The organism is uncultured Gelidibacter sp. (assembly GCF_947500795.1).
Classification (GTDB): Bacteria; Bacteroidota; Bacteroidia; order Flavobacteriales; family Flavobacteriaceae; genus Gelidibacter.
Genome location: NZ_CANMTE010000003.1, coordinates 36573 through 50243, shown reverse-complemented (window position 1 = coordinate 50243; position 13671 = coordinate 36573). Strand labels below are relative to the sequence as shown.

13 protein-coding genes are annotated in these 13671 nt (G+C 37.5%); 8 read left to right on the top strand and 5 right to left on the bottom strand.

The features are described 5' to 3' along the window. Positions 1-259 precede the first annotated feature (259 nt). The 8 genes from Q0947_RS08075 (at position 260) to Q0947_RS08040 (ending at position 8021) form a co-directional block, all read left to right on the top strand. Positions 260-970: a toxin-antitoxin system YwqK family antitoxin gene (locus tag Q0947_RS08075; protein ID WP_299395244.1), complete on the top strand. Its 711-nt coding sequence runs from the start codon at positions 260-262 to the stop codon at positions 968-970. A 291-nt stretch (positions 971-1261) separates the two neighbouring features. Beyond that, the gene (mnmA, locus tag Q0947_RS08070; protein ID WP_299395240.1) at positions 1262-2449 is read left to right on the top strand and encodes a tRNA 2-thiouridine(34) synthase MnmA; all 1188 of its coding nucleotides are present in this window, start codon (positions 1262-1264) and stop codon (positions 2447-2449) included. A gap of 38 nt (positions 2450-2487) precedes the next feature. After that, positions 2488-4095 carry a S8 family serine peptidase gene (locus tag Q0947_RS08065; RefSeq protein WP_299395237.1) on the top strand — a complete coding sequence of 536 codons (1608 nt, stop codon included), beginning with the start codon at positions 2488-2490 and terminating at the stop codon, positions 4093-4095. Further along, a complete protein-coding gene (locus Q0947_RS08060; RefSeq protein WP_299395232.1) occupies positions 4096-5040 on the top strand; it encodes a nitronate monooxygenase in 945 nt (314 codons plus the stop codon). A gap of 29 nt (positions 5041-5069) precedes the next feature. Continuing rightward, positions 5070-5480: a hypothetical protein gene (locus Q0947_RS08055; RefSeq protein ID WP_299395228.1), complete on the top strand. Its 411-nt coding sequence runs from the start codon at positions 5070-5072 to the stop codon at positions 5478-5480. A gap of 199 nt (positions 5481-5679) precedes the next feature. Then, positions 5680-7068 carry an MATE family efflux transporter gene (locus Q0947_RS08050; RefSeq protein ID WP_299395223.1) on the top strand — a complete coding sequence of 463 codons (1389 nt, stop codon included), beginning with the start codon at positions 5680-5682 and terminating at the stop codon, positions 7066-7068. 126 nt (positions 7069-7194) lie between these two features. Further along, positions 7195-7422, top strand: a complete 228-nt coding sequence (locus Q0947_RS08045; protein ID WP_299395219.1) for a hypothetical protein — start codon at positions 7195-7197, stop codon at positions 7420-7422. After that, on the top strand, positions 7422-8021 hold the full coding sequence (locus tag Q0947_RS08040) for a phosphatase PAP2 family protein (RefSeq protein ID WP_299395214.1): 600 nt from the start codon (positions 7422-7424) through the stop codon (positions 8019-8021). Before Q0947_RS08045 ends, Q0947_RS08040 begins: the two co-directional genes overlap by 1 nt. On the opposite strand, the gene Q0947_RS08035 is transcribed toward Q0947_RS08040, so the two are convergent. The 5 genes from Q0947_RS08035 to Q0947_RS08015 form a co-directional block, all read right to left on the bottom strand. Then, positions 8001-8912: a diacylglycerol kinase family protein gene (locus Q0947_RS08035; RefSeq protein WP_299395211.1), complete on the bottom strand. Its 912-nt coding sequence runs from the start codon at positions 8910-8912 to the stop codon at positions 8001-8003. The two genes, Q0947_RS08040 and Q0947_RS08035, sit on opposite strands and share 21 nt — an antisense overlap. Before the next feature lie 364 nt (positions 8913-9276). Continuing rightward, positions 9277-10638 (bottom strand): acyl-CoA dehydrogenase family protein, encoded by a 1362-nt coding sequence (locus Q0947_RS08030; protein ID WP_299395206.1) that lies wholly within the window; start codon positions 10636-10638, stop codon positions 9277-9279. A 143-nt stretch (positions 10639-10781) separates the two neighbouring features. Then, positions 10782-11858: a methylmalonyl Co-A mutase-associated GTPase MeaB gene (gene meaB, locus Q0947_RS08025; protein ID WP_299395202.1), complete on the bottom strand. Its 1077-nt coding sequence runs from the start codon at positions 11856-11858 to the stop codon at positions 10782-10784. Between the two features lie 49 nt (positions 11859-11907). Continuing rightward, positions 11908-12483 (bottom strand): DUF2911 domain-containing protein, encoded by a 576-nt coding sequence (locus Q0947_RS08020; RefSeq protein WP_299395197.1) that lies wholly within the window; start codon positions 12481-12483, stop codon positions 11908-11910. Between the two features lie 256 nt (positions 12484-12739). Continuing rightward, positions 12740-13465, bottom strand: coding sequence for a DUF4382 domain-containing protein (locus tag Q0947_RS08015; protein WP_299395193.1), 726 nt, complete (start codon positions 13463-13465; stop codon positions 12740-12742). Positions 13466-13671 lie beyond the last annotated feature (206 nt).

The window sequence follows — 13671 nt, the reverse complement described above, 5'->3', positions numbered from 1 at the left end:
TAAAAAATGCCTCTGACACTTCCAGAGGCATTTTTATTTCAATCCTATAATGACAGGATGATTTTAAAATATGAGAATTGGTACAGATGTTGCATATTGGCTTTAGCTAATACAGAATTCTGTTGACTTTATTTTATTGTCATTCGTATTAGAGGTAAGGGTAAAATCTTACAGGTTTTTAAAATAAGTTTGAATTTTTTGAGTTTATTTGTTCGACATAAATTAACGGAACACGAGTACTGTTCAATAACTATATATCATGATTAAGAAACATCTACTTTCTGCGGTAATTTTTACTTTATTTTTAACCACTGTTCATGCTCAAAGTGGTATTAATCAATTTGATGCCAATGGTGAGCGTCATGGTTTATGGAGAAAGAATTATGAAGGTTTAGACCAACCAAGGTATGAAGGCACCTTCGAACATGGGAAGGAAGTTGGTGTGTTCAAGTTCTATAAATTGGACAAGAAACAAAGCGTACTCAGTGCGACTAGAGAATTTAGTCCTGATAGTGATGATATCAGTGTAAAGTTTTTCTCATCTAAGGGGAAACTCATTAGTGAAGGGCATATGAAGGATACTCTTTTCGTTGGAAAATGGGTGTATTATCATAATAAGACAAAAGCCGTCATGACCGTTGAATATTACAAAAATAACGGAAAACTTGAAGGAGAACGCACAGTGTATTATGAAACTGGGCAAGTTGCTGAACTTTCCAATTATGTCAATGGGAAAATTGAAGGTGTCTCCCAAATATTTTCAGATAAAGGCGTGCTTATAAAGGAATTTACCTATAAAAATGACATGCTTAATGGGATGTCAAAATACTATAACGGCGCAGGAGAGATGCTAGCGGAAGGAGCTTATAGAAATGATAAAAAACACGGAATTTGGAAGTTTTATGAAAATGGTGTCCTAACCGAAGAAAAGGATTTTACGGAATACAGTAAAAACCCTATTAAACAGTAGGGGATAATAGTCTTCAGGTGTCAGTCTGCAGTAGGCAGTAAATGGTTTCTGTTGTTTGTAATATTTCAAGTTGGAGTTTATAGTCAATTATAGAGCTACCTAAATTGGTAAAATTTGCGGGAGCTTAGTTTGTAAATAGGCTTCTGATCTTCTATTATTCTATGGTTTCAGGTTAGAATTCCTAATCAACAAGCAGCTTACAGAAATCGGCAAAATCAGCGGGTTACTGTGGGCAGGCAAATTCAATTTTAAATTCAATTTCGTTTACAATAATCTTCGTAATTTTGTAAAATGAAAAGAGTAATTGTAGGACTTTCGGGAGGTGTAGATTCAAGCGTTGCCGCGTATTTATTAAAGGAGCAAGGCTATGAAGTCATTGGTCTGTTTATGAAGAACTGGCATGACGATTCTGTTACCATTTCTGATGAATGTCCATGGTTGGATGATAGCAATGACGCCATGTTGGTTGCTGATAAATTGGGGATTCCATTTCAAACTGTCGATTTAAGCGAACAATACAAAGAACGTATTGTCGACTATATGTTTGATGAATATCAGAAGGGAAGAACCCCAAATCCGGATGTGCTTTGTAATAGAGAAATCAAGTTTGACGTGTTTATGAAAATTGCGCTCGACTTGGGTGCTGATTATGTAGCTACAGGACATTATTGCCGTAAAGGAATACTTGAAAAGGATGGCCAACCTATTTATCAATTGCTTTCTGGTGTTGATAACAATAAAGATCAATCGTATTTTCTATGTCAATTATCTCAGGAACAATTATCAAAATCGTTGTTTCCAATTGGCGAATTGACAAAACCTGAAGTGCGTAAAATCGCCACAGAATTAGACTTGGTAACTGCCGATAAAAAAGACTCTCAAGGCCTTTGTTTTATTGGTAAAGTGAGATTGCCAGAGTTTTTACAACAGAAATTACAACCTAAAGAAGGTGTTATTGTGGAAATTCCATCAGAACAACCTTTATATAAGCAAGAACAACCACAATTTAATTCGGAAGCTGAAGAATTGGCTTACCTGACCCGTAAAGTCGATTACGCGATTACTGACGGTAAAATTGTTGGTAAACATCAAGGTGCCCATTATTTCACTAAAGGTCAGCGTAAAGGGCTTGCTGTGGGTGGTACCGTAGAACCGCTGTTTGTAATCGATACTGACGTTGAGGAAAACGTCATTTACACCGGTCAAGGTAAAAATCATCCAGGACTTCTTAAAAGAGCATTATTTGTCTCTAATGATGAGGTGCATTGGATTCGTGAGGATTTAAAATTGGAATTGGATCAGACCATGGAAGTCAATGCCAGAATTAGATACCGTCAGCCACTTCAAAAAGCCACTTTACATCAGTTGGAAAATGGACTTTATGTGGTTTTTGAAGAACTACAATCTGCCATTACAGAAGGTCAATTTGTAGCTTGGTATCTTGATGATGAATTAGTAGGTTCGGGTGTTATTTCCTAAATTGCAGTACTAATTTTTCTAAATTACTGCTGTATTACATGAAATTTCTTCTGTTCTTCTTATGCTGCATGTCTCAGGCTGCCTTTTCTCAACAGGATGCTTGGGTTTATTTTGCGGATAAGGAAAACGTTGAAGCTTCTATAAATAATCCGATTACCATTCTTTCCCAACAAGCTATTGATAGGAAAAAGCGCCACAATATTCGTGTTGATGGTCGCGATGTTCCTGTGCGTGCTTCTTATATCTCCACTGTAAAAGCTGTAAATGGCATCGTTGTTTTGGCAAAATCTAAGTGGATGAATGCACTTTATGTTAGAGGAGATGTGGCTGCAATTACATCACTTTTCGATTTTGAATTTGTGAGTAAAATCGATTTTGCCGATAGAAATCTATCCGATTTGTCACGTCCATCTGTACCTCAAAACAAATTTACAGTGGAAGCGAATCTGCAGGATTTTAATTACGGGAGTGCTGAAAATCAAGTGGACATGATTAATGTGGATGCACTTCATATTGAGAATTACACAGGTAAGGGCATTAAGATTGCGGTATTTGATTCTGGATTTCCTAATGTGAACACCATGGCTGCGTTTAAACGATTGAGAGACCATCAGAAATTATTAGGCGGTTATGACTTTGTAGACCGAACTTCGGCTATTTATGACTATGCAGGCAGTTCTCACGGCACACGTGTGTTGAGTACCATGGCAGGTTATATAGAAAATGAATATGTTGGTACGGCACCCGACGCGTCCTATTATTTATTCCGCACCGAAGAAGCAGCGAAAGAAAGTCCAGCAGAAGAAAGTTATTGGGTGGAAGCAGCGGAGCGGGCGGATAGTTTAGGTGTGCATATCATTACCTCGTCTTTGGGGTATAATACTTTTGATAATTCCAATTACGACTATACTCCATCAGAAATGAATGGGACCACAACCTTTATAAGTCGAGGCGCTACTATTGCATCACAAAAAGGAATATTAGTGGTTAATTCTGCGGGTAACTCTGGCCAGACGCCATGGCGAATTGTCACTGCGCCGGGAGATGCAGCAGGTGTGTTTACGGTTGGAGCTGTAGATGCCAATGGCGTTTATGCCTCATTTAGTTCTCGCGGAAGTGCATTTCAGCCCACCCAAAAACCTGATGTGGTGGCTCAAGGACTGGGTTCTTTTGTTATTGATGAAAAAGATACGGTTGTCAATAATAACGGCACATCCTTCAGTGCGCCGATTATAGCCGGAGCGCTGGCAAGTTTATGGGAAGCCATGCCAACGGCCAGTGCTGAGCAACTAAAACAATTTGTCAGGGTTTCGTCCTCTCAATATGAAACGCCCGATTATTTTTTAGGATTTGGGATTCCCGATTTTAAGGCAGCATTAGCTTTAACCCTTTCTACTAAAGACGCCGATATAAACGGTTATAAACTATTTCCTAATCCTGTTTCTCATCAATTGCATTTAAAATTACCTGCAGATAATGTACATCGAACACTTCGTGTGTATAATGCGTTAGGTAAATTAGTAATTGAGCAAATGTATGAAGGCAGTTATTCTATATTGGATGTGTCATCATTGGCTTCAGGAACATATCTGTTAAAAATAGATTCAAGTAATTCATCTTCAAATTTTAAATTTATAAAATCATAAATGTCAAATCAAATTACAACCCTTTTCAATATCAAATACCCAATCATTCAAGCAGGAATGATCTGGAATAGTGGATGGAGATTGGCTTCCGCATCAAGTAATTCTGGAATTCTAGGCCTTATTGGTGCAGGATCAATGTATCCAGATGTGCTACGTGAACATATTCAAAAATGCAAAAAAGCTACTGACAAACCCTTTGGTGTTAATGTACCCATGCTGTATCCTAACATTGAGGAAATCATGGATATTATTGTGGAAGAAGGCGTTAAAATTGTATTTACATCAGCCGGAAATCCTAAAACCTGGACGTCATGGCTTAAGGAACGCGGTATTACGGTGGTGCATGTGGTGAGTAGTGTAAAATTCGCTTTAAAAGCACAGGAAGCGGGCGTAGATGCGGTTGTAGCTGAAGGTTTTGAGGCCGGGGGACATAATGGTCGTGAAGAAAGTACGACACTGACATTAATTCCGATGGTACGCGAAGCTTTGGATATTCCACTCATTGCAGCTGGTGGAATCGCTACAGGTCGGGGCATGTTAGCAGCTATGGTATTAGGTGCAGATGGCGTTCAGGTGGGGAGCAGATTTGTTGCGAGCGAAGAAAGTTCCGCACATCAGGCGTTTAAAGATGAAGTTGTGAATGCTAAAGAAGGTGCAACGCAGTTGACTTTAAAAGAATTGGCACCGGTGCGTTTGATTAAAAATAAGTTTTATAATGATATTGTTGAGCTTTATCAAACAGGACCGAGTGTTGACGATTTGAAGGCGTTGTTAGGGCGAGCACGCGCTAAGCGAGGGATGTTTGAAGGCGATCTTGTTGAAGGAGAATTGGAAATAGGTCAGATTGCAGGCTTAATTCATGACATAAAACCGGTTGCCGCTATTGTTGAGGATATGCTGGCAGAATATGAAGCGGCAAAACAACAGGTAAGCACATTGTTTTAAAATGAATCTGTTTTTGACAAACATTAGAAATGACGAAAATTAGATACACAAAGCAAAGATTAACTGGAAATTTAAAAATGGGAATTTTCTTTGTTGCAATAGGTATGCTACTCACGATGTTATCATTTAAAGCTGAGGGTATGAAAGAGATATCATTGTTTTCTGTTGGAGTTGGGCAAATGGTAGCTGGAATTTCCTTAATTATAGTATACTTCTTTGAGAAACGAAATCAATATCTCACTCTTAAAAATGGAGAATTAATAAAAAACACGCTGTTTCCGAAAAAAATAAAACTATCCGATATAAAATCAATTCAAGAATTTGCTGGAGATTATAAATTGATAAGAGAAAAAAACAAGTTTGTAATTAATACACAAATTATTGAGCCAAACTCTTTTGTCAAATTAGAAAAGATACTGAAAGATTATCATCTGAAATAAAGGTGACTTCATATATTTTTAAAATACAATAGATTTTCACCTGCGAAGTAACTGTTTGTAGCTGACTTGTGAACCACAAAACAGTATAACGAATTAACAATATCTAATTGTTTATCAACTTTATCTTAGGCGAAATTAAATCATAAAATCATTCATAAAGCTGAGCAAACTACTACCTTTGCACTTTTAAAATTTCAACGTGGTTTTATCTCAATATACTAAAGAATTTAAGTACAATTTAAACTTAGCAGCGCCGGTTATGCTTGGTATGCTTGGGCATACTTTTGTGAGTTTGGTAGATAATATCATGGTTGGCCAGTTAGGGGCTACGGAACTTGCAGCAGTATCTCTCGGTAACAGCTTTGTGTTTATAGCAATGTCTTTGGGGATTGGTTTTTCTACAGCCATCACGCCATTAGTAGCAGAAGCAGATACTGAGAAGAATTTTGAAAAAGGGAAATCGGCGTTCAAACACGGGTTGTTTCTGTGTACCGTTTTAGGAATCTTTTTGTTCCTGATGTTACTTATGGCCAAACCTCTAATGTTTGTCATGGACCAACCGGAACATGTTGTAGAGCTGGCAATTCCTTATTTGGATTTGGTTGGGTTTTCATTGATACCGTTAATTATTTTTCAAGCCATTAAACAGTTCAGTGATGGATTATCGCTCACAAAATATCCGATGTACGCTACTATCGTTGCCAATGTGATCAATGTGGTTTTAAATTACCTTTTGATATTTGGTAAATTCGGATTTCCAGAAATGGGTCTTGTAGGTGCGGCTTTAGGAACCTTGATTTCTAGGGTAATCATGGTGTTTTTCTTATGGTGGCTTTTAAGAGCTCGCGATAGATCGAAAGCCTATGTCACCAATATCAAGATTTTTGTGTTGGAATCTGCAATGCTTAAAAAGATCATCAATATTGGATTTCCTAGTGCCATGCAAATGTTTTTTGAGGTGGCCATTTTCACATCGGCCATTTGGTTAAGTGGAACGCTAGGTCAAAATCCGCAAGCGGCTAATCAAATTGCATTGAACTTATCGTCTATGACATTCATGGTGGCTACGGGATTAAGTGTAGCCGCTATGATTAGAGTAGGGAATCAGAAAGGGTTGCAAAATTTTACTGAATTACGACGCATTGCCATGTCTATATTCTATTTAGGCGTTATTCTGGCAGTCATTTCCGCGTTATTATTTATAGCGTTGCATAAAGTGCTCCCAACCATTTACGTTGATTTAGATGATCCATTAAACGCGGTAGATACGAGGGAAGTGGTTGCAATTGCTTCAACATTATTGTTGGCAGCGGCTATTTTTCAGATTAGCGACAGTTTACAAGTGGTTGCCTTAGGTGCATTGAGAGGATTACAAGACGTTAAAATTCCGACGATAATCACCTTCATTTCCTATTGGGGAATTGGCTTCCCTGTCAGTTATTATTTTGGGAAAGAAGATATGTGGGGAAGTTTAGGGATTTGGCTCGGGCTTATTGCAGGACTGACAAGTGCTGCGATATTGTTGTTTATCAGATTTGATTATTTGACCAAAAAACTCATAAAGTCAGAGGTGCCTAAAGTTTCTTAAGCCTAGCCATTATTAAATTAATAAAAGGCGAGCGCTTCTATCGAAATCTAAGAATATCACCTTTTATTGTATATTAGCGGGCATTATTTTAACACAGCATAAGAACTAAAAAAAGACTATTTTCATATGGAACTACCAAAATTCATCCTCGGCGATAACACAGATTTTCCTGATGCTATTTACATTATACATACCGATTTTCCTCGTTTTATTTTAAATCTCGAAAATGATGAGGTCGAGTGGATGGAAGAGTTTGATGAACATGATGAAAAGGAAATTACTTCTGAAACTGAGAATTTAATTCAGCAGGCTACAGATTTCTACGATCGTGAAATTGAAAGATACAACGACTAATGATTGATCAAATTTTACAGTTAGATACTGAAGTTTTTATTTTCCTGAATAGTTTAGGGACGCCAACTTGGGACCCGTTTTGGATGGCTTATACCTCTAAATTCAACTGGATTCCATTTTATGCCATCCTGCTTTATTTGATTTATAGACAAGTGCAGTTAAAAGCATTTTTAATCACGATTGTAGCTGTTGCATTAATGATTCTGGTTACAGACCAAGTGACCAATCTCTTTAAATATGGCTTTCACAGACTTAGACCTTGCCATTTAGCGGAATTAATTGATGGCATGCGACTTGTTAAATCGAGTTGTGGTGGTAAATATGGCTTCTTTTCAGGTCACGCGTCCAATACCATGGCAGCAGCCTTATTTATTGGATTAACCTTAAAAAAAAGATTTAAATATCTCTTATACTTCTTGATAGGTTGGGCACTTCTAATGGGGTATAGCCGCATTTATATTGGCGTACATTATCCTTTAGATGTGGTTTTAGGATCCTTGTTTGGAGCACTTCTGGGAACGTTGTTTTATAAACTTAATAGCTACGTCATCGCTAAATTTGGTGTGAATGCTTCTACATTAGGCAATGACGTGAAGTGATTTTTCTAATAGCGAAATTTCAATAGCATCACTCTCAATATTAAAAAATTCTCCGTCAATCTGACTTTCATATATATGTTGATCGGCTTGACGGATTTTTAGTTCTTTAGCTTGATAACTTTGGGCTTCTTTGATTAAGTGATGCTTTTTAAGCAAAATCATTAAGCCGAAGTATAAAGATCTTAACCTTGACATTTTTGAAACTATAAGCACATCCAGTAGCCCATCTTGTAAGGATGCCATGGGCGTCAAACTGATGTTATAGCCCATTTCATTAGTGTTTGAAATAAAAACTAAAAAAGGGTAGGTTTGAATCGTTTTTCCGTTGATTTCCACCGTGATTTTATTACGATAGTTTAAGCCTTTCAATGCTTTTAACGACGATTTGATATAACTCAGTAGTTTGCGTTTATTGGAATTTTCATAATGCATGATCACTTGTGCATCAATCCCAATGCCCGTATTACTGAAAAAGTAATGTTCGTTAATACGACCAACATCAATCTTTTTAATGGTGGTCGATTTGATCAAGTCTATAGCGTGTTCAATGCGCTTCGGAATCTTTAAATTTGATGCCAATCCGTTGCCAGATCCCAACGGAATAATGCCTAAAGCAATATTGGTATTTACCAAACACGTAGCCACTTCATTAATGGTTCCATCACCACCACAGGCTACAATAACATCTGCACCTTCTTCAATGGACGTTTTTGTTAATGTTTTTGCGTGTTTTTTGTAATCAGAATTCTTTATAGTTATCTCATAAGTATCCTTATCGAAAAATTTATTCAAAAATTTTCGTGTGATCGCATGGTTGCCAGAACCAGCAATAGGATTAACTATAAAGTGAATATGTTTCAAATTTTTACCTTCAAGTGATTGAATTGTCATGGTAATGAAATGTTGCGCGGCACGTATTCATGTCTTGACAATTTTTATAATTTGAAAATCTGTTACTGTACTAATTACAGAGATTCTGGTAGCACAAATTAGAGCGCTAAGTTCAGATGTTGAACACGTTTTTAAACGTGCCACAAAAGTCTGAAATGTGGGCGAAAGATATCACTTTGTTCACATAATTTTATCAAAAATTTAAGGAAATGAACGTCATTTATTAGTCCATTATTAAACTTCAAATTAATGATATAAACGAGCAGCGCAAGCGTTTTGATACCAGTGGATTAAGGGTCTTAAACCATCAGCTATATGGAGATATTAAAACCTTATTTAAAGTAATTCAGAATATTTTTAGGTCTTATACAAAAGCACTATAACCTGTAATTGCCCTACCTACAATTAAGGTGTTGATTTCTTTAGTACCTTCATAGGAGTAAATGGCTTCTGCATCCGCCACAAAACGCGCCACGTTGTATTCCAATAATATACCGTTGCCACCCATCACTTCACGTGCCTGACTCACCACATCTCTTGTTCTTAAAGAACAGAATACTTTGGCCAAGGAGGCGTGTTCATCTGTTAATAAACCTTGGTCTTGCAGTTCGGAAAGTCGGTAGACCATAGTCTTCATGGCGGTTAAATTGGAAAGCATTTCCACCAAATGATTTTGAATCAATTGAAATGAAGCGATTGGTTTTCCAAACTGTTCACGTTTTTTGGTGTATTTCAGCGCATTTTCATAGGCACCTCGAGCACAACCTACGGCTTGCCACGCAACGCCAGCTCTCGTCATTCGTAGTACTTTGGCAGTATCTCTAAAGGAATTGGCATTTTGGAGTCGGTCTTTTTCTGAAATTCTGCAGTCGGTTAGCGTTATGATGGCATTCTGAACAGTCCTGAGTGCCATTTTATCTTCTATTTTCTCAGTTTCAAATCCTGGAGTGTCCTTGCGGACTAAAAAGCCTTTTACTTTATTGGTGGTTTCCTCTCGCGCCCAAATGATGGTCACATCAGCAAAAGTGGCATTTCCAATCCATTTTTTTTGTCCGTTAATCACCCATTCATCACCTTCTTGTCGGCAGGTCGTTTCCATCCCACCAGCTACAGCACTTCCAACATTGGGTTCTGTGAGCCCAAAAGCGCCTATCAATTCCATTTTTTGCATTTTCGGTAGCCACTCTTGTTTTTGTTCTTCGCTGCCGCAGAGGTAAATCGACCCCATGGCAAGTCCGCTATGGACACCAAAAAATGTAGATATGGAAACATCCACACGCGCCAATTCTTCCGCGATGATGCCTTCCATGATAAACGGCAGATTAGGACAGCCGTAACCTTCATAGGCTACGCCACAGATATTTAGCGCGGCTAGCTTAGGAATAATCTCCATAGGGAACTTTGCCTTTTTCCAATACTCATTGGCTATTGGCTCAACTTCATCTTCCATAAAATTGCGGACTTTCATTTGGATGGCACGTTGTTCTTGGGTAAGTTTTAAATCTAAATCGTAAAAATCGCCATCAATAGGTGGGAGTTGGTGCTGGCCTTTCTTGCTTTTTTCCGAAAGCATTTTCATAAGTCCGTCCAGCTGTTTGTCATCCAAATCGCCAACGGTCTTCATTATTTTGGGTAAATCTATTTTTTCTGAAATCCTACTCAGGTCTTCAAAATCGACCTCTTTCATTAATTGAATAACGGATTTTATTTTAGTGAATAATCGCATAATACTATCGCATTTAGAATTTTAAGTGTTGAAAAGTTAGTCAATTTTAACTAATTATGAGAACACCAAGTTATGATTTATAACGAGTTTAACGTGTGAAGAATAAATCGATGTTGAAGTGGTGGTTTAACGTTAGAAGGAATCTATTTCAAGCCCAATAATAGTTCTGCGGCAGCGAATGGAGAGGTGGTACCATTTTCAATACGTTCCAACTGAATTTTTAATTCTGTTTTGATGGAAGGATTATTGTAAAAATCAGATTTTAAGCGGTCTTCAATAGTTTGAAGCAACCAGAATTTGTTTTGTTCTTTTCTTTTGTGGTCAAAAAAATGGGTCTTTTTAGCTAGGGATATGTAGTTTTCAATCAACTCCCAAACTTCAGGAATACCTTCATTTTTTAGGGCGCTTGCCAGCAATACCTTAGGTTGCCATCCAGATTCTTTTGGAGGGTAGAGGTGTAGCGCTCTGTTAAATTCCACTTTTGCTGATTTGGCATTTTTAAGATTGTCGCCATCCGCTTTATTGATTACAATAGCATCAGCCATTTCCATAATGCCACGTTTAATGCCTTGTAATTCATCGCCAGCACCGGTTAATTTCAACAGTAAAAAGAAATCTACCATACTATGTACGGCAGTTTCACTTTGGCCAACACCTACGGTTTCAATTAAAATGGTGTCAAAACCGGCAGCTTCACATAAAATGATGGTTTCTCTACTTTTGCGTGCCACACCACCTAACGATGTGCCAGAAGGCGAAGGTCGGATAAATGCATTGTCGTCCTTAACGAGGTCTTCCATTCGGGTTTTATCGCCTAAAATAGAGCCATGGCTTAACTTGCTGCTCGGGTCTACTGCAAGCACGGCAACATTCTTTCCTTGGGAGGTTAAAAATGTTCCGAAAGTTTCAATAAAGGTACTCTTGCCAACACCAGGAACACCGGTAATGCCAATGCGGACAGATTTGTTGGCATACGGCAAACACTCTTGAATAATGGCGTTTGCTTTTTTAAGATGCAGCGGATTGGTGCTTTCAACGAGTGTGATGGCTCTGCTTAATGCAGTACGGTCTTTGGCCAAAATGCCCTTGACCAATTCGGCCGCAGAGGGTTGGCTCAGTCGTTTATTTTTAATTGCTTGAATAGCGAGTTTGTTAGTGGTTTCAGGGTCAGAAACACCTTCATTTTCTTGTAGTGCTGAAGATTTACGCGTTTTACTCAAACTATTTTATTTAGCGAATTTAGATTTAAAGTTTTTACTCTTCCAGTAGTTACTCTGGTTGCTCTTTGCTGACTTCCATCGGAACTTCAATCTTGGTTTGGTCCCAAGCCATTGTTAGTTTCAAATTATCTGTAGTATTGTCAAAAGCAATGGTAAATAGCTCCACTACATTGTCTAAATGGATTACAGGTACGTCCACTTCCAAAAGGTCAAATTCAGGCTCACGCATGGGTTGCATTTGCTCGTCTACGCCCCAAGGATACTCTTTAGTATTGAAATACACTTTCCAAATACTGTCTGTAGGAATCGTCCAAAGAGTGTATGTGCCTAATGGTACTGGGTGTCCATCAACTATCAAGTTCTTATTGGTGGTAAACGTTGTAGCCTCATTTGCACCCGTACGCCAAACTTGATTATACGGTACTAAAGCGCCAAAAATTTCGCGACCTTTTTTAGAAGGTCTGTTGTACATCACTTCCAATTTGGTGTCATTGAGCTCAAACTTTACAACGTCTTTTGGACTCAGTCGTTTTGAGAAAATATCTTCAACAAAATGAGAATATAAAAATAGTCCGACAGCCACTACAGCTAGGAATATCACAAGGCGTTTTAAAAACGTATTCATAAATTCAATCAATTTTAACTAGGGTTAAATATAATTCAAAAACCTTGCCCTGTAAAGCTCTTAACGCTGTTTTATGAAAAGTTGGTATGATATGTTCTAAAATAAGTTGATTATTTTACAATTCTACTTTTGTGCAGGTCTAAATCCATAGAAGTTAGTGTCGTGATAATTTGGATTTCATAAATAAAAAAATGCCCTAAACATAGCATTTTGAGCTTTTTTAGGACATTTATAATGATATATGATTGGGCGATAATTAATCTTGGTCTTCCATTAAATCAATTTGTGTTTTGATGGCTTCTTTTATAAGCTCTGCCAAGTCATTGTTGCCGTCTTCATCGTCAGGACTAATGGTTATCAAGCCGTCACCATCAGTATCTGTTGCCGTAGAAAGATCGATCATATCCATAACGGCATTAAGATCAAAATTGATGAGGATTTCTTTGGTATTGTTGTCAATAACTAAATTTTTATTGGAATCTTCATAATCGATTTCAATTTCCTCTTCAAAATCATGCCAGAAAACAAAGGGTTGACCATTGATTTCTCCAGTTAATTTCATGCTTTTGCCATATAAATCAGAGGCTTCGTTTTCACTTTTATCGAATTCGAACTCAATTTCTTCGTAAATGCCATTTGGTATTTCAACCGTTGCCAATTGAATGCTGTTGCCTGATAATAAATCAATTTCGAAAGGACCTTTGAGTTCGATATCGTCATCGCTTCCAAAAAAGCCATCTATCAGATCTTCATCAGCGTCACTACGCTCGAGTTCAATTTCTTTAAAATTCACAATAAATTTTGATAGGCTTACAGCGTTCTCTCCTGATCGATTAAGTACGTTATTATAATTTGCTTTTGCTGCAATTTTTAGCGATCCTTGGAGAGGAGTATCTACGGAATCATCACTTGAACACGCAGTAAAGACTAAGGATAAACCGAGAGCCATAGCGCCAAATTTCATGTTTTTCATTACTTTCATAATTTTATGCTTTTAGGTTATAGTATCTTAACGAGCCTAATTTTATTTAGTATTTTTCAATTGTTAAAAGTTTCTAAAAGTCGCCCGCTACGGGAATAGCTTTCCAAAATCATTCAAATTTCAATGGGTTTACATCCGTTTTTTTAAGGTTGATACTCTGTCTTTTAAGCTGGAATACAACTAATTACGAATTATAGCAATTCGTA

Bases quoted from the DNA above. Each gene is read 5' to 3' on its own strand.
- Q0947_RS08015 (WP_299395193.1), bottom strand. From the start codon at position 13,465: ATGAAAGTAATGAAAAACATGAAATTTGGCGCTATGGCTCTCGGTTTA.
- Q0947_RS08035 (WP_299395211.1), bottom strand. From the start codon at position 8,912: ATGACAATTCAATCACTTGAAGGTAAAAATTTGAAACATATTCACTTT.
- Q0947_RS08020 (WP_299395197.1), bottom strand. From the start codon at position 12,483: ATGAATACGTTTTTAAAACGCCTTGTGATATTCCTAGCTGTAGTGGCT.
- Q0947_RS08075 (WP_299395244.1), top strand. From the start codon at position 260: ATGATTAAGAAACATCTACTTTCTGCGGTAATTTTTACTTTATTTTTA.
- mnmA (WP_299395240.1), top strand. From the start codon at position 1,262: ATGAAAAGAGTAATTGTAGGACTTTCGGGAGGTGTAGATTCAAGCGTT.
- Q0947_RS08060 (WP_299395232.1), top strand. From the start codon at position 4,096: ATGTCAAATCAAATTACAACCCTTTTCAATATCAAATACCCAATCATT.
- Q0947_RS08040 (WP_299395214.1), top strand. From the start codon at position 7,422: ATGATTGATCAAATTTTACAGTTAGATACTGAAGTTTTTATTTTCCTG.
- Q0947_RS08045 (WP_299395219.1), top strand. From the start codon at position 7,195: ATGGAACTACCAAAATTCATCCTCGGCGATAACACAGATTTTCCTGAT.
- Q0947_RS08065 (WP_299395237.1), top strand. From the start codon at position 2,488: ATGAAATTTCTTCTGTTCTTCTTATGCTGCATGTCTCAGGCTGCCTTT.
- Q0947_RS08055 (WP_299395228.1), top strand. From the start codon at position 5,070: ATGACGAAAATTAGATACACAAAGCAAAGATTAACTGGAAATTTAAAA.
- Q0947_RS08030 (WP_299395206.1), bottom strand. From the start codon at position 10,638: ATGCGATTATTCACTAAAATAAAATCCGTTATTCAATTAATGAAAGAG.